This is a genomic window from Roseovarius sp. JB2-10, assembly GCF_055693585.1.
In genome coordinates this window covers 3,160,741-3,180,602 of the sequence record NZ_CM146337.1, presented here as the reverse complement: position 1 = coordinate 3,180,602, position 19,862 = coordinate 3,160,741, and the positions used below count along the sequence as shown (strand labels likewise).

Sequence of the window (19,862 nt, the reverse complement as noted above, 5' to 3'; positions counted from 1 at the left end):
ATGGACCTCAGGAACAGGCGACAAGGATAACCCAGCATGAAAGCGGCCTATGCTTCGGATCCGGATCGCACGCGCGGTCGTCTGGTGGCAGAAGAAGAAAGCGCGTTTCGGTCCTGTTATCAACGGGATCGCGACCGCATTATACATTCCAGTGCCTTTCGCCGCCTCAAGCACAAAACGCAGGTTTTTGTCGAACATGAGGGCGATTATTTCCGCACCCGTCTGACCCATTCGATTGAAGTGGCGCAGGTGGCGCGTACCATTGCGGGGGCGCTCAAGCTCAATGGCGAGCTGACCGAGGCCGTGGCGTTGGCCCATGATTTGGGTCACACGCCCTTTGGCCATGCGGGTGAGGATGCGTTGGATGCGCTGATGGCACCTTATGGCGGTTTTGATCACAACGCGCAGGCAGTGCGGATTGTCACGTCTCTGGAGCGGCACTACGCCGAATTCGAGGGGTTGAACCTGACATGGGACACGCTGGAAGGCATTGCCAAACACAACGGTCCGGTAACTGGTGATCTGCCCTATGCGCTGGCCGATTACAACGCACTGCACGATCTGGAATTGCACACCCATGCCAGTGCCGAGGCGCAAGTAGCGGCCTTGGCGGACGATATTGCCTATAACAACCACGATTTGCATGATGGGTTGCGCGCAGACCTCTTTACGGAGGCAGATGTCCGGGCTTTGCCCATTATCGGCCCGTGCTACGCCGCCGTTGAGGCCAAATATCCCGGCCTTGATGCCTATCGTCGTCGACATGAGGCGTTGCGCCGGGTCTTCGGGGTGATGGTGGAGGATGTGATCCTGACCTCGACAAAAATTCTGGACGAGGCACATCCAAATGATCCGGCCGCTGTGCGCCATTTGGGGCGGCCCGTGATCCGGTTTTCCGACAGGCTCTGGCAGGAATTGCGCGAGATACGGACGTTTCTCTACGCCCATATGTACCGCGCGCCCACGGTGATGGAGATGCGGGACCGGATGGTCGGCGTTGTGAATGATCTCTTTGGCATCTATCTCAACGACCCTGCGCATTTGCCCAAACGCTGGCGTGACGATATTGAGAAGGCGACAGATGACACCGCATTGGCGCGGCTGGTCAGTGACTATATCGCAGGGATGACAGACCGGTTTGCCCGGCAGGATCACGCCCGGCTGATGGGGCGGTCCGGGCCGGTGAAGTAAACGGCAAAAAACAGAAGGTGGGCGGTACATGGCAGTAGAGGCAGCAGCGGGAATGCCCCCGATTATGGGGTTCGCACTGGTGGGCGCGCTTGGGGTGGGCGCACAATGGCTGGCGTGGCGCCTGCGGATGCCTGCGATTGTACTGATGTTGTTGGCGGGGCTGGCCGTTGGCCCGGTTCTAAATATTTTCGATCCGGCGACGGATATCGGTCCCTTGATGCAACCGATGATCGCTATTGCCGTGGCGATTATTCTCTTCGAAGGCGGTCTGACGCTGAATGTTGAAAGCCTGCGTGGCGCAGCGGAAGGCGTGCGCCGATTGGTCTTTGTGGGGGCGCCGCTTGGCTGGCTTGGGTCCACATTGGCACTGCACTACGTAGCCGGGTTGGGATGGGCGTCTTCTACGGTCTTTGGTGGCATCATGATTGTGACTGGCCCAACCGTGATTGCACCGCTTCTGCGGCAAGCGCGATTACGCAAACGTCCCGCGCAACTGTTGCAATGGGAGGCCATTGTCAACGATCCGATCGGCGCCCTTGCGGCGGTTCTGGCGTTTGAGCTTGTGCTGGTCATGCAGGCTGCGGAAACCTTCGGACAAGCAGCCTTTGACATGGTCACCGGCATTGTTGTTGCTTCGGCCCTCGGGGTCGCGGGCGGGTGGGGCCTGTCGGAGGCGTTCAGGCGCGCCTATGCGCCCGAATACATGAAGGTGCCGGTGCTTTTTGCCGTGCTACTGGGCGTGTTTGCCGTGTCCGATTACATGTTGCACGAAAGCGGATTGCTGGCGGTTACGGTCATGGGCATCTGGATGGCCAACGCGCATCTGCCCAGCTACACAGAGCTGCGCCGGTTCAAGGAACATGCCACCGTTTTGCTGGTCTCAGGCGTCTTTATCCTCTTGGCGGCGTCGATGGAGCTTGAGGTGCTGTCGCGGCTCAGCTGGCCCGCCTTGGCTTTTGTGCTGGCCATCATTTTTGTGGTGCGCCCGCTGACGGTGATGATTTCGCTGGCCTTCTCCAACATACCCATGCGCGAACGCCTGCTGGTGGCATTTACCGGGCCGCGTGGGGTGGTTTTGGTCGCCGTGGCCGGGCTCTTTGGTGAACGTCTCGTGGCGGCAGGCATCGACGATGCGGCCCTATTGGCACCACTGGCCTTTGCCTTGGTGGCCGCCACGGTGGTTCTGCACGGGTTTTCCCTGCGCCCGATGGCGCGCCTGATGGGGTTGGCCGGGGGCGACACGCCCGGTGTGATCATCGTGGGTGGGTCGCAATTTGCCACGGCGCTGGCGGAAGGGTTGCAGAAGCATGAGATCGAAGTGCTTGTGGCTGATCCGAACCGGTCGCGGTTGCGCAGTGCGCGCGAGGCCGGCGTGCCGGTGTTTTACGGTAGCATCCTGTCCGAGGCGGCGGAACATGGCGTAGAATTGATGAGCTTTGGCCGCATTGTGGCGATCAGCGACAACGAGTCCTATAATACGCTTGTGGCCACGGACCTTGCGCCGGAGTTTGGCCGCGACAATGTTTTCCAGCTCAAACAGGCCAAGCAAGAGAACAAACGCTATGCCTTGCCGCCCTCTCTGGGCGGGCGACCATTTGTTGGTGGGATGAGCTATCTGGAAATCGCGCGTCAGATGCAGGACGGATGGGGTGTGAAGACAACGGGCCTTACGGAGGACTTCACGTTGGAGAACTGGCGTGAAACCAACCCTGAAGGTGTGCCGCTGGCCGAGATCAACGATCAGCGGTCGCTGCGCCTTCTGGATGCGGACGCAACCCTGCGCGCCGAACCGGGCACGGATCTGGTGTGGTTCGGCCCGGATGATGGGGTGGATGTGGCGGCGGAAGTCGCCAAACGCGCGTCTGAGGCTGGTGCATAACCCATTGGGCTACGGCGTGCCGATTTTGGCCGACCACCCGATGCGCCGAATGACGCGTTGACGCGGCAGCTATGGGTGCTAAACCCACGCGCGACGCTGGAAGGATTGTTGTGATGAATGTGTTCACCGAAATTCGGGACCTGGTGCTGGATGCGCTGAGCGGTCTGCAGACCGATGGCGTGCTGCCGGGTGACCTGTCATTTGACAATGTTGCGGTCGAGCCGCCGCGCGATGCCGCCCATGGCGATATGGCGACCAATGCCGCGATGGTGCTGGCCAAGCCAGCCGGTGCCAAGCCGCGCGATATTGCCGAAGCGCTTGCCGCCAAACTGGCCGCGGACCCGCGCATCACCGGTGCCGAAGTGGCAGGCCCTGGATTTCTGAACCTACGGCTGGCCACAGGCCTTTGGCACCACGTGGTGCAGGACGCGTTGACCGGCGGCGATGATTTTGGCCGCTCGACCATGGGGCAGGGTGCCCGGGTGAATGTGGAATATGTCAGCGCCAACCCGACCGGCCCTTTGCATGTGGGACACACGCGCGGTGCGGTTTTCGGCGACGCGCTGGCCAGCTTGCTGGCCTATACCGGCCACAAGGTCACGCGCGAATATTACATCAATGATGGTGGCGCGCAGGTCGATGTTTTGGCGCGGTCTGTCTATTTGCGATATCTCGAAGCCCACGGTCAGGCGGTGGCGTTTGAGGACGGCACCTATCCCGGTGATTATCTGATCGACGTCGGTCAGGCTCTCAAGGACAAGGTGGGGGATGCCTATGTGGATCAGCCCGAAGATGTCTGGCTGGCCGATGTGCGGGCGTTTTCAACCGACGCGATGATGGATTTGATCCGCGCGGACCTGAAGGCGCTTGGCGTCGAGATGGACGTGTTTTACTCGGAAAAGTCGCTCTACGGTACGGGCCGGATCGAAGAGGCACTTGAGGTGCTGAAATCCAAGGGCCTGATCTATGAGGGCGTGCTGGAGCCCCCCAAGGGCAAGAAACCCGAAGATTGGGAGCCGAGGGAACAGACGCTCTTCAAATCCACCGATCACGGCGATGATGTCGACCGTCCGGTGATGAAATCCGACGGCAGCTGGACGTATTTTGCACCCGATATCGCCTATCACTACGACAAGGTGAGCCGCGACTTTGATGCGCTGATTGATATTTTTGGCGCCGATCATGGCGGCTATGTCAAACGGATGAAGGCCGCGGTCAGCGCGCTCAGCGATGGCAAGGTGTCGCTCGATATCAAGCTGACGCAGCTGGTGAAGCTCTACAAGAACGGTGAGCCGTTCAAGATGTCCAAGCGGGCCGGCACCTTCGTGACCCTGCGCGATGTGGTCGATCAGGTGGGCTCGGATGTGACGCGCTTTGTCATGCTGACCCGAAAGAACGACGCGCCACTTGACTTCGATTTCGACAAGGTGCTGGAGCAGTCCAAGGACAATCCGGTCTTTTACGTGCAATACGCCAATGCGCGGGTGAATTCGGTCCTGCGCAAGGCGGCCGAGGCGGGGATTGACGCGGGCGATGCGACATTGGCCGCAGCCGATCTGTCGCAATTGACCCATGAGGCACAGCTTTCGGTGGCCAAGAAGGTGGCGGAATGGCCGCGTCTGGTGGAAATTGCGGGCCGCACGAACGAGCCGCATCGGGTTGCGTTTTACCTCTATGATCTGGCCAGCGAACTGCATGCGCTCTGGAACCGGGGTCATGATGAGCCGTCCCTGCGCTTCCTCGATGAGGATGACACCGTTGCAACACAGGCAAAAATCGCCCTCGCGCGTGCCGTAACCGTTGTTATTTCTGCAGGTCTTGGTATTCTTGGTGTCACACCGGCAGAAGAGATGCGGTAACAACCGCACAACAAAAAGCGCCGGGGATGAGGCAGATCATAGAAACCCCGGCGGCCACGTATCGCTGGTGGAGCAGAGGCGAGACATGGCACAGGTACACGGTATGCAGCAGATGGCTGCACCCACACGGGCAGAAGCACTCAAAAAGCTGACGAATTTTCTGGGCGCGGTCGTGTCGGTGGCGCTGATCGTCGGGATTGGTGTCTGGGGCTATAAATTGCTGGTGCGGGATGTAAGCGGCGTGCCGGTCATTCGCGCTGCGGAAGGCCCGATGCGCATCCAGCCCGAGAACCCCGGGGGCGCGCAGGCGCTCAACCAGGGATTGGCCGTCAATAACGTTGCCGCCGAGGGCACAGCCGCCGATCCGGCGGATCAGCTGGTTCTGGCACCTGAACCGCTCGAATTGTCGCTTGAAGATGAACCGATGATCCGCCAGACGGCTGACGTGGAAGTGGCCGAGACCACAGAAAACGAGGCGCTCGCTGCAAACACGGCAGAGGCGGAGGCAACACCAAGCGCAGAGGCCGGTGAGCCTGCACCAGCCACCGATGCGGCGGATGACGTGCAATTGGCGTCGGTTGATGCGCTGATCGCCAGCATCATTGAGGAAAGTGAACCGATTGAAACCGCCGTGACCGAAGAGGCGGCCGAAACACCCAAGGTCGAAGGCGGATTGGGGCGGTCTTTGCGCCCGCATATCCGTCCGACATCGTTGGTCACTGCGATACAGCCCACCGCGGCAACCGCAACGACATCCGCTCTGGATGTCGAGGCCAGCGCCGTGCCCGTCGGTACACGTCTGGCGCAGTTGGGTGCGTTTGAAAGCGCGGAAATCGCCCGCAGCGAATGGGACCGGCTTTCCGGCAAGTTCGGTGAATACCTTGAGGGCAAAAACCGCGTTGTGCAAAAAGCCAAAAGCGGCGGGCGGACATTCTACCGGCTGCGCGCCATGGGCTTCAGCGATCTGAATGATGCACGGCGGTTCTGCTCAGCTCTGGTGGCTGAGAATGCCGAGTGCATCCCTGTGGTCACGCGGTGAGCAGATATGGGGCCACGATCCTCGATGCCGAAGGGTTGCGCCTGACGGCTGAGGAAAAGGCCCTGTTTCAACGCGCCAACCCGTTTGGCTTTATCCTCTTTGCCCGCAATATCGACACGCCCGATCAGGTGCGCGCGCTCTGCAATGACATGCGCGATGCGGTGGGACGCCATGCCCCCATCACCATCGATCAGGAAGGCGGACGGGTGCAGCGGTTGCGTGCGCCCACATGGCGTGAATGGCTGCCACCACTTGATCACGTGACCGCGGCGGGCGAGGCCGCGATTGAGGCGATGTATTTGCGGTACCGAATCATCGCACATGAACTGCACGCGATCGGCGTCGACAGCAATTGCGCGCCGCTTGTGGACGTTGCGGGCCCCGCAACGCATGAATTTCTGAAAAACCGCTGCTATGGGTTTGATCCGGACAGCGTTGGCCAGATTGGGCGGGCCGCCGCGGATGGGATGCTGGACGGTGGCGTGTTGCCGGTGCTCAAACACATCCCTGGCCATGGCCGCGCGGTGGTGGACAGTCATATTGATCTGCCGGTGGTGTCCGTTGGATTGGACGAATTGGACCGCGTGGATTTTGCGCCGTTTCGGGCGCTGAACGATCTGCCGTTGGGGATGACGGCGCATCTGGTCTATGACGCCATCGATGCGCGCCCGGCCACGACGTCACCTGTCATGATGCAGCTTATTCGTGACCAGATCGGCTTTGACGGGCTGATCATGACCGATGACATCTCGATGAAGGCGCTGAGCGGATCGCTGAGCAAGAACGCGGTGGATGCCCTTGCCGCAGGATGCGATGTCATTTTGCACTGCAATGGCACGTTGGCGGCACGAACCGAGGTGGCTGAGGCCGCCGGATTGATGGATGCCGAGGCGCAAAGACGTGCGGATTATGCGCTGGCGCAACGCAAAACGCCTGATGAGGTTGACATTCCCGCCCTTGAAGCAAAGCTTGGCGCGCTGATAGGTGGGCAAGGGCATGTCTGAAGACACGTACGACAATGTAAGCAGTTTCGACAACGTTGCGGACCGCATGGCGGCCGAAGCGTTGATCGTGGACGTCGATGGGTTTGAAGGCCCGCTCGACATGCTGCTGATGCTCAGCCGGACGCAAAAGGTCGATCTGCGCAAGATTTCCGTGCTCGATCTGGCGCGGCAATATCTGGGCTTTATCGAAAAGGCCAAGGAGCTGCGGATCGAACTAGCCGCGGATTATCTGGTGATGGCGGCGTGGTTGGCGTTTTTGAAATCCCGCCTGCTGTTGCCGCCAGACCCCACCGAAGAAGGGCCATCGGGTGAAGAACTGGCGGCGCATCTGGCGTTCCAGTTGGAGCGTTTGCAGGCCATGCGGGAGGTTGCGGCAAAGTTGATGGCGCGGGACCGGTTGGGGCGTGATTTTTTTGTGCGGGGCATCCCCGAAGATGTGACCCGGATCAAGCGGGTGACCTATACCGCCACGCTGCTTGATCTGATGCAGGGCTATGCGCGGATCCGGACCAAGGATGAGTTTCGCCCCTTCGTGATGGACCGGGACGCGGTTTTCACGCTGGAACAGGCGCTGGAGCGGATGCGCGGATTGATCGGATTTGCGGGTACATGGACGGATATCTCGACCTATCTGCCCGAAGGATTTACTACCGATCCCGGGCGCAGGCGCTCTGCCACCGCGTCGACCTTTGCGGCCTCTCTTGAATTGGTTAAAGAGGGCAAGATCGAGATCCGGCAAGCCGAGGATTTCGCGCCGATCGAAGTGAAGCGCAAGGATTAAGACCATGGCGGAAGAAATTGAAAACGAAGGCGAAAGCCTTTTTGAAGCGCCGCCCATGGGGGAACAGGAACGCATGTGCGAAGCGATCCTTTTTGCCACCGCCGAACCGGTCACGGTGCGGGAATTGGAGGCGCGCATGCCTCATGGCAGCGATGCCGCCGAAGCGTTGGTGCATCTGCGCAAACGATATGAGGGGCGCGGCGTCAATTTGGTCAAGGTCGGAGATGCCTGGGCCATGCGGACGGCGCCTGATTTGGGCTTTCTGATGCAACGCGAAACCATCGAAACCCGGAAACTGAGCCGCGCCGCCACCGAAACGCTGGCAATCATTGCCTATCATCAGCCGGTCACCCGCGCCGAAATCGAAGAAATCCGCGGGGTATCTGTCAGCCGCGGGACAGTCGATCAGCTGCTCGAGATGGAGTGGATCCGGTTCGGGCGTCGCAAGATGACACCGGGGCGGCCCGTCACCTTTGTGGTCACGCAAGAGTTTCTGGATCACTTCGGGCTGGAAAGCGCGCGGGATCTGCCGGGCCTCAAGGAATTGCGCTCCGCGGGTCTTTTGGAAAACCGGCCGCCACCGGGCTCCATGCCGCAGCTTGGGGAAGGCGATGTGGACGCAGAAGAGCAGACCGACGAGGGGCAAAACGAGCTCTTTGAGGACGATTAAATCGGTTTCCGGGCCGTGGCGGGAAGGTAAAACGCCACGACCTGGGGTGGAAAATGCACCCAAATTGGCGCCCGCCCAGAAATTTTCATGATTTAGTGCTATATAATGCGACAGAGGCAATTGAGGAGGGCGCAATGAACGCCAATCAACTTATCAACATGGTCGTTCGCATGATCATGCGCCGGGTGGTACGCGGTGGCGTGAATGCGGGTATTGACGCGGTCAGCAACCGTATGGGCAACAAGTCCGACCAAAAAGATGTTCAGGGGTCGAAGGACACCAGCAAGCGCGCCAAGCAAACCATCAAGATGATGCGCCGCATGCGGTAATTACCGCGCAACCCTTTCACTTCAAACAATAAAAACTGGCCAACGTGATGCGGTGCGACACATTGCATGGCTATTCAACCTGCGCTGAACTCTCCCGTTACTGGGAGATCAGCGTTTGTGGTGCAGGTGTCTGAACATCATATTCATATGGGGCGGGTTTCATCAGGTCGACCACTGAAAGGTAGGCGACGAAAAGCGATAGACCCGCCAAAATGACAAGGGGACGCGAAGGTAATAAGCGCAAAAAATGCAACTCGAAATCCTGTTCGTTAATCAATCTAAAGTAATGCATGACAACATGGTAAACCTTAAAGAAGAGTTAAAATCTATACTTTTGGATAGGATGTGGGGATTTGAGCGGAATTAAGCCAGTAGGGCGTCAGGCCGTCGCGCGAAAGTGTTTCGACAGCTTCAAACCCTGTCCCTGATAGTTCGAGGCGATATCCGCGCCGTAAATCTGATCCGGAATTTGATGCATCTTTTCATAGACCAGACGGCCCACGATTTGCCCATGCTCCAGCACAAAAGGCGCCTCGTGACAGCGCACTTCTAAAACCCCGCGTGATCCGGCCCCGCCCGCGGCGCTGTGACCGAACCCGGGATCAAAGAAACCGGCGTAATGCACTCGGAATTCACCGACCATGGCCAGATAGGGCGCCATTTCCGCGGCATAGGCAGGCGGAATATGCACGGCCTCGCGACTGACCAGGATGTAAAATGCGCCGGGGTCGAGGATGATATGCCCGTTTTCGGCGTGCACCTCCTCCCAGAAATCCGCGGGGTCGTAATGACCGATGCGTTCCAGATCAATCACGCCGGTATGTGGCTTGGCACGATACCCGACCAGCGTGCTGGCCGTGGGTTTCAGATCGACCGAGAATCCCAACCCGTCATCAATCACGGCGGTGCCGTCTACCAATGGGCTTTCGGCGTGCAGCTTTTTCAAGGCCGCGTCATCCAGAATGGCCTGACCTTCGCGGAACCGGATTTGGTTCAGCCGCATGCCGGGCCGGACAAGAACTGAAAAGGATCGCGGACAAATCTCAGCATAGAGCGGGCCGCTGTAACCGGCGCTGATCCGGTCAAACTCTTCCCCACCATCGGTGATCGTCCGGGTCAGCAAATCCAGCCGCCCGGTGGATGATTTTGCATTGGCCACAGCGGTGATGTCATCTGGCAGGTCCAATGCCTCCATCAACGGCACGACGTAGACACAGCCCTTTTCCAGAACTGCGCCATCGCTCAGATCGATCTGATGCATCTCGAATTCGGTCAGACGATCGGCAACGCTGCGCCCGTGGCCCGCCAGAAATGAAGCACGTACGCGATACGCGGTGTGACCCAGCCGTAAATCAATGCTGGCGGGTTGAATTTGTTCGGGGATAATCGCGGGTTGCGCAGAAATGCGGCCATCGGCGATCAGGCTTTTCAGTTGCTGACTGGAAAGAACGCCGGTCATGTCCGTGCCCCTTGGCGGCTCCGCGCCCCGAACGGGCCTCGACAAGCGAGGGCAGGGGCGGGGAAAGTGGTGTTAATGGTCGGGCTAGCAGGACTCGAACCTGCGACCTTCCGTCCCCCAGACGGACGCGCTACCAGGCTGCGCCATAGCCCGACGATTGGGCTTTCATACTGGTTTTCACACCGGGGACAAGGGTTAAATCCCACTTTGGCGCCCTAGCTGCCCGAGCCCTGGCCGTTCTTGCCACGTGCCTGTCGCAGACGGTCCAGAACGTGACCCAGCTTGTCCGCCATTTCGTTTGTCAAAGGTGGGTCCAGCGAGGCGATCTGCGCCAGAACGCCGGGATCGGCCGCAACATTGTCTGCGGGATCATCGGGCACCGTGATTTTTTGCGGGGTCGGAGCGGGGGCGTCGGCAGCTGTGTCCGCCGGAGCCGCTTCTGCGCTTTCATTCGCGGGCGTCGGTGTATCTGTCGCCGCGCGGTGCGAAAAGGCGGGCATGGCCACCGGTTCGGACTCAGGTTCCGGTTCGGCTTCGGGCTTTGGTTCGGTCGTCTCCGGTGTAGCGTCTGGTGTGACGTCTTCTACTTCGGCGCTTACGGCGTCCGAGACTTCTTCGCGTTCAACATCAGTTTCCGTGGGTTCTTCTTCCGCCGGTCCGGCATCCGTCGCGGCATCGGATGCTGCGGTTGTTGTTTCGGCACCGGTGCTCGGGCCTTCGGTGATCGGAATGCTGCTTTCTTCGCGCTGAAAGTTCACCACCGTTTCTTCGGGCGGGGTGACTGATTCTGCGGTCAGATCAATGGCCGCGTCCTGGGCTTCGGCCTTGGTCAGGTCATCCAATGGCTGTGAAAATTCGGAAACATGTTTGACACCATGTTCGCGCAGCAGTTTCTGCACGCCCTTGATCGTCATGCCGTCCACATGCAGCAGTTTCTTGATGCCGCCCAATAGCAGCATATCGGATGGGCGATAATACCGCCGTCCTCCGGCGCGTTTGACCGGTTTGACCTGGCTGAACTTGCTTTCCCAAAAGCGCAGGACATGCGCCGGTGTTTCCAGCCAGTCGGCAACTTCACTTATTGTTCGGAAAGCGTCGGCGGATTTGGCCATAAGCGCCCGTTTCCTAACGTTTGTTGCCGGCTGCGACGCGATCTTTCATCAGGTGCGAAGGGCGGAATGTGAGCACACGGCGCGGGTTGATCGGCACCTCTTCCCCGGTTTTGGGGTTGCGACCGACACGGGCCGATTTATCGCGTACGGAAAATGTACCGAATGACGAAATTTTCACCTGTTCGCCACGCACCAGCGCGTCGGACATGTAATCAAGCACATTTTCAATCAGTTGCGCGGAGTCGTTGCGGGACAATCCCACTTCGCGGAACACCGCTTCACTCAGATCCATTCTTGTTAGCGTTTTTTCGCTCATCACATCCCCCTGGTTTTCAAAGACTTTAGGGCGAACCGATTTTACGAGTCAATGTCAACGACTTGGACAATGCTCTTTAAGCGAATGATTTCCCAAATTTAGTGGTGGATCACCAGCGCAGGACCACCGCACCCCAAGCCAAACCGCCCCCGATCGCTTCGGAAACAAGCAAATCCCCCTGCTTGATCTGTCCGCGCGCGACACCGACCGACAGGGCAAGGGGAATCGATGCGGCAGAAGTATTGCCATGGTCCTGCACGGTTACGATGACGTGGTCCATCGTCACGCCCATCTTTTTCGCTGTGCCCTGAATGATCCGGATATTTGCCTGATGCGGCACAATCCAATCCACATCGGTATTTCCGAGCCCGGCTTTTTCCAGCGCGGTTTCTGCGGTTTGTGTCAATTTTTCAACGGCTTGACGGAAAAGTGGGTTGCCTTGCATGCGCAGCTTGCCGGACGTGCCCGTCGATGACACGCCGCCGTCGACATAGAGCATTTCGCGGTAGCGCCCGTCAGAATTGATATCTGCCGACAGGATGCCGCGATCCGCGCTGGTGCCGTTGCCGTCCTGCGCTTCCAGGATCAATGCCCCGGCGCCATCCCCAAAGAGGACGCAGGTCGAACGGTCGGTCCAATCCATGATCCGGCTGAAGGTCTCGGCGCCGATCACCATCACCCGCTTGGCCTGACCCGATACGATGAGCGCGTTGGCGTTTGTCAGCGCAAAGACGAAACCCGCGCACACGGCCTGGACGTCAAACCCAAAGCCACGGGTCATGCCCAGATGATGCTGGACCATGGTGGCAACAGACGGAAAAGTCAGATCAGGTGTTGATGTGGCGACAATGACGGCGTCGATGTCATTGGCGTCGATCCCGGCGTTGTCCAAAGCGGCGCGGGCGGCGTGGACGGCCAGATCAGATGTGGTCTGACCTTCGGCCGCAAAATGACGACGCTCGATGCCGGATCGCGTGCGGATCCATTCATCGGTGGTGTCGAGCGTTTTTTCAAAAGCGGAGTTCGGAACAACGCGGTCGGGGAGATAGTGCCCAATCCCTTGGACGACGGCGCGTATGGTCATGAATTTTCACCGCTGGATTTATCCTCAGATGGCTCATCTTGATCAAGCAGGGCAGCAGATGCAACCCGCGCCGCAAGTTTTTCCGAGAAGCTGGATTGGGCCAGTTCAAATGCCAGCTTGACCGCTGACGAAATACCTGTCGCATCGGCCGCCCCGTGGGATTTGACCACGGTCCCGTTGAGGCCCAGAAAGACCCCGCCATTCGCGCGGCGTGGATCTATGCGTTTTTTCAATCTTTGCAATGACGTATACGCCAAAATTGACGCAAGTCGGGAGAGGGGCGAATACTTGAATGCCTCCTTCAGGAGGTCCGAAATAAGGCTGGCAATGCCCTCACCGGTCTTGAGTGCGACGTTGCCGGTAAAGCCATCGGTCACGATCACGTCACAGACATCACCGGGCAGTTCGCGCCCTTCGACAAACCCGACGAATTCGAAATCGGCTCGCCGGGCGTTGGCATCGATCAGATCATAGGCTTCTTTCAGCTCGGCGCGGCCTTTGTGTTCTTCGGTTCCGACGTTCAAAAGCCCGATCCGGGGACGCTCGATGCCAAAGCCGTTGCGGGCATAGGAGGTGCCCATCAAGGCGTATTGCATCAGGTCTTTGGCGTCGGCCCGAATATCTGCGCCGCCATCCAGCATGATGTTGAACCCCTGCGGGTTGCGCGAGGGCCACATGACCGCAATCGCCGGACGGTAGATGCCGCTGAGCTTGCGCAGGCGCAGGATCGACAGGGCCATCAGCGCGCCGGTATTGCCGCAGGAGACACACACCGTGGCCTCGCCGTTGCGCACCGATTCGAGCGCAGACCACATCGAGGTCTTCTTGCCCGACCGCATCACCTGAGCGGGCTTGTCCTCCATCGAGACCACATCCTTGGCATCGCGGATTTCACACCGGTCTGCCAGAATTTTGCGTTTGGCAACCAGACGCCGCAGCTCGGCCCCGGAGCCGTGCAGGATAAATCCGATGTCGGGATTCTTTTTGGCGGACAAAGCAATACCGGCGACAACTGCCGCCGGTCCGTGATCGCCACCCATGGCATCAACAGAGATGATGGTGCGCCCGGCACCGGCCTTGGACTGATCCTTGAGCACGGTCATTCGGGCGATCGTCCTTCAGGCGTTTATGCCGCGTCTTCGTCCAGATCGACTTCGTCAGCCAGAGCAACGACTTCGCGGTCTGCATAATGGCCGCACGCGGCACAGACGTGGTGTGGACGCTTCAGCTCGCCGCAGTTGGGGCATTCATTTGGATTTGCCGCAACCAGTGCATCATGCGCACGACGGTTGTTGCGGCGTGATTTCGATACTTTATTCTGTTGGACAGCCATGTCACAACCTCAATTCCTGTGGGCCAAAAATCGGCCCGGTTTCACGAGTGTTCGCGGCTCATAGTCTGTGATGAGCCTACGGTTCAACCCCAAATTCCGATGAGAGCGCGAAAATACAGCGAATTGCCGTCAGAGCAAGCGTTTTTCGCCGCGTTCACTCACCTTTTTCCAGTTTTTCCTTTAACGCGGCCAAGCCGGCAAAGGGCTTGATATCTTCGTCGGTCAACGGCGCGACACCGGGGGCGGCAAAATTGCGTTCTTCGAGGGCGGCGCCTTCCTTGCGGGGATAGTCGGGCAATGCCAGCGCCAGCGCTTCGGTCATGACCCGGACCAGATCAATCTCGGCCGCCAGCGCTTCCTGACTGTCATCCTCCGGCATCTCGGTTTCTTCCTCGAGAGCGGCGTCCATATCCTTTAAAAACACGCGGTTGACCGGTTGATCTATGCGGGTGGTCACAGGGTCCAGCGTCACCACGCAGGCCTGTTCGACCGTGGCACCCAGCTTGGCCTCGATCCGCCAGTCCGATTTACCCTGCGCACGTACCGTGCCGCGAAAGTCCAGCTTGCGGATGCCCAGAATATCCAACGTCTGCGCAATTGCAGCACGTTGTGCGGCATCCGGGCTCACGTCAAACGACGTGGCACGCGATTGCGGCAGATCGGCAACGCGCAGCGTTGTGATGGGGAGTGAGGCCTCTGACATCCGCGAGATCTCGCATCCTTTCTTGAACCAGTGTATCACCTTGTTGTAAGCGGGATAAAAGGCCGTATACGCCAAGATCAAGAGGGCACATATGTTTGGGTTGAATTTTCGGTTGGCGAAAGCCGTAGCAATACTGTGCTTTTTTGCCACCGCGTCCTGTTCGGCGCTCTATCAGAATCACGGATATGTCCCCGCCGATGAGGATCTGAATGAACTGGTCGTCGGGGTGGACAGTCGTGCCACTGTTGATGATGTGATTGGTGCGCCGTCGGCCTCCGGCGTGTTGAGCGGCGGGGATTACTATTACATCCGCAGCCGTATTCGGACCTTTGGCATGTTCAAACCAGAAGTTGTCGAACGTCAGGTGCTGGCAATCAGCTTTGATGAGGCAGATACCGTGGCCAATATCGAGCGGTTCAGCCTGGCGGACGGAAACATCGTGCCCCTGTCGCGGCGCGTGACAGATCTCGTCCGTTTTGAACAACGGGTTCCTGCGCCAGTTGCTGGGCAATATCGGCCAGTTCAACCCAACCGATCTGTTCAACTGATCGCTGTCACGGCTTTGTTATCGCTTGCGGTGTACTCTGGGCGCACCTACATTTTGTGTGCCATTGGACGAGGTGCGCCATGAAGCAAAAAGCTGGTCGGTATGTTGCGCGGGTGGCGCAGACCCAAGAGGATGTATCTGCGGCGCAGGCGCTGAGACATATGGCCTTTGTTGGCGGCGAGGGTCTGGACCAGGACCCGTTTGATGACATCTGCACCCATATCCTGATCGAAGAGCAGAATACCGGACGGCTGGTATGTTGTTTTCGGATGCTGCCGCTGACACGTGGCACCGAGATTGAGCGCAGTTATTCGGCCCAGTTTTACGAGCTTTCCGCGTTGCGGCAGTTCGAGGGTAAGATGGTTGAAATGGGACGGTTCTGCATTCTGCCCGAGATGAAGGATCCGGATATCCTGCGCGTGGCCTGGGGGGCAATGACCCGCTATGTCGATGAAAACGCTGTGGAAATGCTGTTTGGCTGTTCGTCGTTTACGGGCACGGATGCGGAGCATTATCTGGATGCCTTCGCGATGCTGAAAGACCGGCATCTGGCGCCACGCAGGTGGCTGCCACGGGTCAAGGCCCCGTCGGTGTTTCGATTCGCGCAAAAGCTGCGGTGGCGCAAACCGGATGCACGGCTGGCCATGTCCAACATGCCGCCCTTGTTGCGCACCTATCTGTTGATGGGCGGATGGGTCAGCGATCACGCCGTGGTGGATCGGCAGATGAACACGCTGCATGTCTTCACGGGTCTTGAGATCAACGCCATACCGGCGACGCGCAAGCGCCTGCTCAGGGCGGTTGCGCAATAGCTTGACGCGCCCCGGGCGGCAGGATAGCCCGCGCAGCATGGCACAGGCTCCTTTACTGCAACTGACAGATATCTCGCTGACGTTTGGCGGCGATCCGGTGTTTGACGGCCTGTCGTTGATTGTGCAACCCGGGGACCGTGTGGCGCTTGTGGGGCGCAACGGGTCGGGCAAATCCACCCTGATGAAGGTAATGGCCGGGCTGGTCGAGGCGGATACCGGTGGGCGCGTTGTCACGCCGGGCATCAGCGTGGGCTACATGGAGCAAGAGCCTGAGATGAAAGGCTTTTCCACGCTTGGGGGCTATGCCACCAGTGATCTGGAAACGTCCGAGATGTACCGTGTGGAGCGCGCGGGCGAAGGCTTGAAATTTGATCCTGCGCGCCCCGTGGCCACGGCATCTGGCGGCGAGCGGCGGCGCGCGGCGTTGGCCAAGCTGATGGCCGAAGCGCCCGATCTGATGCTTCTGGACGAGCCGACGAACCACTTGGATATCGAGGCTATTGCCTGGCTTGAGGCAGAGCTCAAATCCACCCGTGCCGGATACATTATGATCAGCCACGACCGGGCATTTTTACGTGAACTTTCCCGGGCAACCCTCTGGATTGACAGGGGAATGACACGCAGGCAGGACAAAGGTTTTGACGCGTTTGAGGCCTGGCGTGACAAGATCTGGGACGAAGAGGACCAGCAGCGCCACAAGCTGAATCGCAAGATCAAGTCCGAGGCGCGTTGGGCCGTGGAAGGTATCAGTGCCCGGCGCAAGCGCAATCAGGGGCGCGTGCGTGCGTTGCAGGCCCTCAGGGCCGAACGTGCGGGCCAGATCAAGCGTCAGGGCACGGCGGCCATGGCGTTGGATGCGGGCCCCAAATCGGGCAAGAAGGTGATCGAGGCGCGCGGTATCAGCATCGCCTTTGATGGTCGTGACATCATCCGCAATTTCGACCTCAAGGTGCAGCGTGGTGACCGGGTGGCTTTTGTCGGGCCAAACGGGGTGGGCAAGACAACCTTGCTCAAAATCTTGCTGGGGCAGATGCCGCCGGATACGGGCACGGTACAGCATGGCACCAACCTTGTGCCGGCGGTGTTCGATCAGACCCGGGCGCAGCTTGATCCGGACATGAACCTCTGGGAAAGCCTGACAGGGGATGCGGATATGCGCGTTTCGGGGCAGGCGGATCAGGTGCTGGTGCGGGGCCAGCCGCGCCATGTGGTGGGATATCTCAAGGATTTTCTGTTTGACGAACGCCAGGCCCGTGCGCCGGTGCGGTCCCTGTCGGGTGGTGAAAAGGCGCGGCTGTTGCTGGCCAAGCTGATGGCGCGGGAAAGCAACCTTCTGGTGCTCGATGAGCCGACCAACGATCTCGACATCGAAACGCTGGATCTGCTGCAGGAGCTTCTGGACGATTATGACGGCACAGTTCTGCTGGTCAGCCATGACCGCGATTTTCTGGACCGTGTGGCCACGACGACCATCGCCTTTGAAGGTGGGGGCAAGACCACCGTCTATGCCGGCGGGTGGAGCGATTATCAGGCGCAGAAAAAAATTGATACGCTGCGGCCTGAAGATAACACGGAAAAATCAAAGGCATCGCAGGCCAAGTCAAAACCACGCGCACAGGCGGCCAAGGGATTGAGTTTCACGGAAAAACACCGGCTTGAGGAATTGCCCGGCCTGATGGAACGCTGGCAGGCCGAGATTGGCAAGCTGGAAGGGCTTTTGGCGGACCCCGAACTTTTCACCCGTGAGCCCGTGAAGTTCAAGAAAGCGTCGGAGGCATTGGCCGAACGGCAGACAAATCTGGCGGCGGCCGAAGAGGAATGGCTGGAACTGGCGGAAAAGGCCGAAAACGCGGGCTGATCACGCCATGCGCAGGGCACCGTCCAGACGGATCACTTCCCCATTCAGGTAATCACATTCGACGATGAACCGCGCCAGCGCGGCAAATTCCGCCGGATCGCCCAGACGTTTGGGGAAGGTCACATCCTGCGCCAGGGCCTCGGTCACATCGGCGGGCAGGCCCTGCAACATCGGCGTCAGGAACGTACCGGGGGCAATGGCCATCACCCGGATGCCTTCGCGCGCCAGATCGCGGGCCATGGGTAGGCTGAGCCCGGCAATCCCGCCCTTGGATGCGGCATAGGCGGTCTGGCCCTTTTGGCCGTCAAAGGCGGCGATGGAGGCGGTGTTGATGATCGCGCCGCGGGTGCCGTCGGGCAGGGGGTCGTTCTTGGCAATTTCGGCGGCAGCAAGGCGGGCGACATTGAAACTGCCCACCAGATTGATGTCGATGGTTCGTTGAAAGGCCGCAAGGCTGTGCGGTCCATCGCGGCCCAGGGTCTTTTCACCGGTGGCGATGCCCGCGCAATTCACGGCAACAGTGATCTTGCCCATCGCCTGTACTGCGGTGTCGATGGCGGCGCTCACAGAGGTCTCGGACGTCACATCGGTTTCGGCAAACGTCGCGCCGATCTCTTGCGCCACGGCCTCACCCCGTTCTGCATCGCGGTCCAATAACGTAGCCTGCGCGCCCATGTCACGGAAATGCCGGGCGGTGGCCTCGCCCAGGCCCGAGGCGCCCCCGGTGATGATCGCAGCGGTATCGGTGATGCGCATGGCGGAGCCTCCGGCAGTAAATGAACAAGTGTTCAAATAGCGGAACGAGGCATGGCTGTCAAAGGCGTCGGCGCGACCACCGGGCCGAGAATGCGAGGCCAACGACGGTGATCAGGATGCGCACGATATGGTGCAGGGTCACGAAGGCCGGATTGGCCTGCAGGCTGAGGGCCACGAGCGCCATTTCTGTGACGCCGCCTGGGGCAAAGCTGATCAGCATGACATCAAAGCTTTCCCCGGCCATCGGGGCGAGCAGGGCGGCGAAGATCGCCGAAAGGATCAGCATGCCGCTGACGGATACAACGGACAGGCCCAACCCGCGCAGGATCAACGCTCGGCTGAGGCCGGTGAACCGCATGCCAAGGGCCGTGCCAATGATGATCTGTGCGTCATTGACCAGCCATTGAGGCAGTTGCAGCGGCATGAGACCCGTCAGGGACAAGAGTGCTGCCACGGCCATGGGCCCTGTCAATTGCCCGGCGGGAAGGCGTAGGACTTTGCCTGCGACAATGCCAACGGCACCGGCGATCATAAGGACGGGGAGGACATCGAGCGGGACCGAAGGGCGCGCCAGTGTCATGCCCCCCGCGCTGCCAACCGGCGCGCCCAACCACAGTGACAGGCCGATGGGCAATACGGTGACCACAACGATGATCCGCAGGAATTGTTGCAGGATCAGGCGGGGCATGTCGGCGCCTGCGGCCTCACCCATGGCCAGCGATTCGTAGAGCCCGCCGGGGGTGCTGGAATAGAACGCGGTAGCCCGGTCATACCCGCCAAGACGGCGAAAAACCTGATAGTTGAAGGCAAGCGCCAGCAGAACAAAGACCAGCAAAGCCGAGAGGCTGACCATCAGGCGGCCCGCATCGGCAAAAAGCTGGGGCGTGACCTGCGCGCCGATCATCAGGCCGATGACAGCGATGAAAATGGTCCGGAGCCAATTGGGAAAGACATATCCTTCGGGCAGCCTGCCGGGCAGGGCGGTGGCGATCAGGGCTGTGACGGCGAGCGGACCAAGCAGGTACGGCAGTGGCAGGCCCAGATGTTCGGCGGCCCATCCCGCAAGGGCGGACACGCAGATCAGCAGAAAGGTAGTCAGGGCAGCGCGCATGCCCCTCTTGAAGCAGCGC

Annotated in this window: 20 protein-coding genes and 1 tRNA gene; 11 read left to right on the top strand and 10 right to left on the bottom strand. The window is 59.7% G+C overall.

Annotated features, from left to right (window positions below; genetic code table 11):
• Positions 1 to 36: 36 nt before the first annotated feature.
• The 8 genes from ACZ1HJ_RS15885 (at position 37) to ACZ1HJ_RS15850 (ending at position 8,752) form a co-directional block, all read left to right on the top strand.
• Positions 37 to 1,191: a deoxyguanosinetriphosphate triphosphohydrolase gene (locus tag ACZ1HJ_RS15885; protein ID WP_472719622.1), complete on the top strand. Its 1,155-nt coding sequence runs from the start codon at positions 37 to 39 to the stop codon at positions 1,189 to 1,191.
• 28 nt (positions 1,192 to 1,219) lie between these two features.
• A complete protein-coding gene (locus ACZ1HJ_RS15880) occupies positions 1,220 to 3,070 on the top strand; it encodes a cation:proton antiporter (protein ID WP_472719621.1) in 1,851 nt (616 codons plus the stop codon).
• 113 nt (positions 3,071 to 3,183) lie between these two features.
• Complete coding sequence (gene argS, locus ACZ1HJ_RS15875) at positions 3,184 to 4,929, top strand: arginine--tRNA ligase (RefSeq protein ID WP_472719620.1); 1,746 nt, start codon at positions 3,184 to 3,186, stop codon at positions 4,927 to 4,929.
• 85 nt (positions 4,930 to 5,014) lie between these two features.
• Positions 5,015 to 5,968, top strand: coding sequence for an SPOR domain-containing protein (locus tag ACZ1HJ_RS15870; protein ID WP_472719619.1), 954 nt, complete (start codon positions 5,015 to 5,017; stop codon positions 5,966 to 5,968).
• Complete coding sequence (gene nagZ, locus ACZ1HJ_RS15865) at positions 5,965 to 6,972, top strand: beta-N-acetylhexosaminidase (protein WP_472719618.1); 1,008 nt, start codon at positions 5,965 to 5,967, stop codon at positions 6,970 to 6,972. Before ACZ1HJ_RS15870 ends, nagZ begins: the two co-directional genes overlap by 4 nt.
• Entirely contained in the window at positions 6,965 to 7,753 is a 789-nt protein-coding gene (locus ACZ1HJ_RS15860) for a segregation and condensation protein A (RefSeq protein WP_472719617.1), read from the top strand. The genes nagZ and ACZ1HJ_RS15860 overlap by 8 nt, the downstream gene beginning before the upstream one ends.
• A 4-nt stretch (positions 7,754 to 7,757) precedes the next feature.
• Complete coding sequence (gene scpB / locus ACZ1HJ_RS15855; RefSeq protein WP_472719616.1) at positions 7,758 to 8,423, top strand: SMC-Scp complex subunit ScpB; 666 nt, start codon at positions 7,758 to 7,760, stop codon at positions 8,421 to 8,423.
• A 134-nt stretch (positions 8,424 to 8,557) separates the two neighbouring features.
• Positions 8,558 to 8,752, top strand: coding sequence for a hypothetical protein (locus ACZ1HJ_RS15850; RefSeq protein WP_472719615.1), 195 nt, complete (start codon positions 8,558 to 8,560; stop codon positions 8,750 to 8,752).
• A 379-nt stretch (positions 8,753 to 9,131) separates the two neighbouring features.
• On the opposite strand, the gene ACZ1HJ_RS15845 is transcribed toward ACZ1HJ_RS15850, so the two are convergent.
• The 8 genes from ACZ1HJ_RS15845 to ACZ1HJ_RS15810 all read right to left on the bottom strand — a co-directional run bounded on the left by ACZ1HJ_RS15845 (position 9,132) and on the right by ACZ1HJ_RS15810 (position 14,759).
• Positions 9,132 to 10,211 carry a 2'-deoxycytidine 5'-triphosphate deaminase gene (locus ACZ1HJ_RS15845; protein WP_472719614.1) on the bottom strand — a complete coding sequence of 360 codons (1,080 nt, stop codon included), beginning with the start codon at positions 10,209 to 10,211 and terminating at the stop codon, positions 9,132 to 9,134.
• Positions 10,212 to 10,287: 76 nt separating this feature from the next.
• A tRNA-Pro gene (locus ACZ1HJ_RS15840) sits at positions 10,288 to 10,364 on the bottom strand.
• Positions 10,365 to 10,426: 62 nt separating this feature from the next.
• Positions 10,427 to 11,323, bottom strand: coding sequence for a MerR family transcriptional regulator (locus ACZ1HJ_RS15835; RefSeq protein WP_472719613.1), 897 nt, complete (start codon positions 11,321 to 11,323; stop codon positions 10,427 to 10,429).
• Between the two features lie 13 nt (positions 11,324 to 11,336).
• Complete coding sequence (gene ihfA / locus ACZ1HJ_RS15830; protein ID WP_472719612.1) at positions 11,337 to 11,639, bottom strand: integration host factor subunit alpha; 303 nt, start codon at positions 11,637 to 11,639, stop codon at positions 11,337 to 11,339.
• A gap of 109 nt (positions 11,640 to 11,748) precedes the next feature.
• Positions 11,749 to 12,723, bottom strand: coding sequence for a beta-ketoacyl-ACP synthase III (locus ACZ1HJ_RS15825; protein ID WP_472719611.1), 975 nt, complete (start codon positions 12,721 to 12,723; stop codon positions 11,749 to 11,751).
• Positions 12,720 to 13,826, bottom strand: a complete 1,107-nt coding sequence (plsX, locus tag ACZ1HJ_RS15820; protein ID WP_472719610.1) for a phosphate acyltransferase PlsX — start codon at positions 13,824 to 13,826, stop codon at positions 12,720 to 12,722. Before plsX ends, ACZ1HJ_RS15825 begins: the two co-directional genes overlap by 4 nt.
• A gap of 23 nt (positions 13,827 to 13,849) precedes the next feature.
• The gene (gene rpmF / locus ACZ1HJ_RS15815; protein ID WP_472719609.1) at positions 13,850 to 14,056 is read right to left on the bottom strand and encodes a 50S ribosomal protein L32; all 207 of its coding nucleotides are present in this window, start codon (positions 14,054 to 14,056) and stop codon (positions 13,850 to 13,852) included.
• 154 nt (positions 14,057 to 14,210) lie between these two features.
• Positions 14,211 to 14,759 carry a YceD family protein gene (locus ACZ1HJ_RS15810; protein WP_472719608.1) on the bottom strand — a complete coding sequence of 183 codons (549 nt, stop codon included), beginning with the start codon at positions 14,757 to 14,759 and terminating at the stop codon, positions 14,211 to 14,213.
• Positions 14,760 to 14,850: 91 nt separating this feature from the next.
• Between ACZ1HJ_RS15810 and ACZ1HJ_RS15805 the strand changes: the two genes are divergently transcribed.
• Genes ACZ1HJ_RS15805 through ACZ1HJ_RS15795 form a run of 3 tightly spaced genes read left to right on the top strand, consistent with a single transcriptional unit; the run spans position 14,851 to position 17,976 of the window.
• Positions 14,851 to 15,390, top strand: coding sequence for an outer membrane protein assembly factor BamE (locus ACZ1HJ_RS15805; protein WP_472719607.1), 540 nt, complete (start codon positions 14,851 to 14,853; stop codon positions 15,388 to 15,390).
• A complete protein-coding gene (locus tag ACZ1HJ_RS15800) occupies positions 15,387 to 16,118 on the top strand; it encodes a GNAT family N-acetyltransferase (protein ID WP_472719606.1) in 732 nt (243 codons plus the stop codon). The genes ACZ1HJ_RS15805 and ACZ1HJ_RS15800 overlap by 4 nt, the downstream gene beginning before the upstream one ends.
• 37 nt (positions 16,119 to 16,155) lie before the next feature.
• Positions 16,156 to 17,976: an ABC-F family ATP-binding cassette domain-containing protein gene (locus tag ACZ1HJ_RS15795; RefSeq protein ID WP_472719605.1), complete on the top strand. Its 1,821-nt coding sequence runs from the start codon at positions 16,156 to 16,158 to the stop codon at positions 17,974 to 17,976.
• Here ACZ1HJ_RS15795 and ACZ1HJ_RS15790 read toward each other — a convergent pair whose 3' ends face one another.
• Positions 17,977 to 18,732: an SDR family NAD(P)-dependent oxidoreductase gene (locus ACZ1HJ_RS15790; RefSeq protein ID WP_472719604.1), complete on the bottom strand. Its 756-nt coding sequence runs from the start codon at positions 18,730 to 18,732 to the stop codon at positions 17,977 to 17,979.
• A gap of 58 nt (positions 18,733 to 18,790) precedes the next feature.
• Complete coding sequence (locus ACZ1HJ_RS15785; RefSeq protein WP_472719603.1) at positions 18,791 to 19,843, bottom strand: AbrB family transcriptional regulator; 1,053 nt, start codon at positions 19,841 to 19,843, stop codon at positions 18,791 to 18,793.
• Between the last annotated feature and the right edge of the window lie 19 nt (positions 19,844 to 19,862).

Excerpts from the sequence above, each read along its gene's own strand:
- ACZ1HJ_RS15885 (WP_472719622.1), top strand. The coding sequence starts at position 37 with ATGAAAGCGGCCTATGCTTCGGATCCGGATCGCACGCGCGGTCGTCTG.
- rpmF (WP_472719609.1), bottom strand. The coding sequence starts at position 14,056 with ATGGCTGTCCAACAGAATAAAGTATCGAAATCACGCCGCAACAACCGT.
- ACZ1HJ_RS15845 (WP_472719614.1), bottom strand. The coding sequence starts at position 10,211 with ATGACCGGCGTTCTTTCCAGTCAGCAACTGAAAAGCCTGATCGCCGAT.
- ACZ1HJ_RS15785 (WP_472719603.1), bottom strand. The coding sequence starts at position 19,843 with ATGCGCGCTGCCCTGACTACCTTTCTGCTGATCTGCGTGTCCGCCCTT.
- argS (WP_472719620.1), top strand. The coding sequence starts at position 3,184 with ATGAATGTGTTCACCGAAATTCGGGACCTGGTGCTGGATGCGCTGAGC.
- ACZ1HJ_RS15800 (WP_472719606.1), top strand. The coding sequence starts at position 15,387 with ATGAAGCAAAAAGCTGGTCGGTATGTTGCGCGGGTGGCGCAGACCCAA.
- ACZ1HJ_RS15790 (WP_472719604.1), bottom strand. The coding sequence starts at position 18,732 with ATGCGCATCACCGATACCGCTGCGATCATCACCGGGGGCGCCTCGGGC.
- ACZ1HJ_RS15880 (WP_472719621.1), top strand. The coding sequence starts at position 1,220 with ATGGCAGTAGAGGCAGCAGCGGGAATGCCCCCGATTATGGGGTTCGCA.
- ACZ1HJ_RS15825 (WP_472719611.1), bottom strand. The coding sequence starts at position 12,723 with ATGACCATACGCGCCGTCGTCCAAGGGATTGGGCACTATCTCCCCGAC.
- scpB (WP_472719616.1), top strand. The coding sequence starts at position 7,758 with ATGGCGGAAGAAATTGAAAACGAAGGCGAAAGCCTTTTTGAAGCGCCG.
- ACZ1HJ_RS15805 (WP_472719607.1), top strand. The coding sequence starts at position 14,851 with ATGTTTGGGTTGAATTTTCGGTTGGCGAAAGCCGTAGCAATACTGTGC.
- plsX (WP_472719610.1), bottom strand. The coding sequence starts at position 13,826 with ATGACCGTGCTCAAGGATCAGTCCAAGGCCGGTGCCGGGCGCACCATC.
- ACZ1HJ_RS15795 (WP_472719605.1), top strand. The coding sequence starts at position 16,156 with ATGGCACAGGCTCCTTTACTGCAACTGACAGATATCTCGCTGACGTTT.
- ACZ1HJ_RS15810 (WP_472719608.1), bottom strand. The coding sequence starts at position 14,759 with ATGTCAGAGGCCTCACTCCCCATCACAACGCTGCGCGTTGCCGATCTG.
- ihfA (WP_472719612.1), bottom strand. The coding sequence starts at position 11,639 with ATGAGCGAAAAAACGCTAACAAGAATGGATCTGAGTGAAGCGGTGTTC.
- ACZ1HJ_RS15850 (WP_472719615.1), top strand. The coding sequence starts at position 8,558 with ATGAACGCCAATCAACTTATCAACATGGTCGTTCGCATGATCATGCGC.
- ACZ1HJ_RS15860 (WP_472719617.1), top strand. The coding sequence starts at position 6,965 with ATGTCTGAAGACACGTACGACAATGTAAGCAGTTTCGACAACGTTGCG.
- ACZ1HJ_RS15835 (WP_472719613.1), bottom strand. The coding sequence starts at position 11,323 with ATGGCCAAATCCGCCGACGCTTTCCGAACAATAAGTGAAGTTGCCGAC.
- ACZ1HJ_RS15870 (WP_472719619.1), top strand. The coding sequence starts at position 5,015 with ATGGCACAGGTACACGGTATGCAGCAGATGGCTGCACCCACACGGGCA.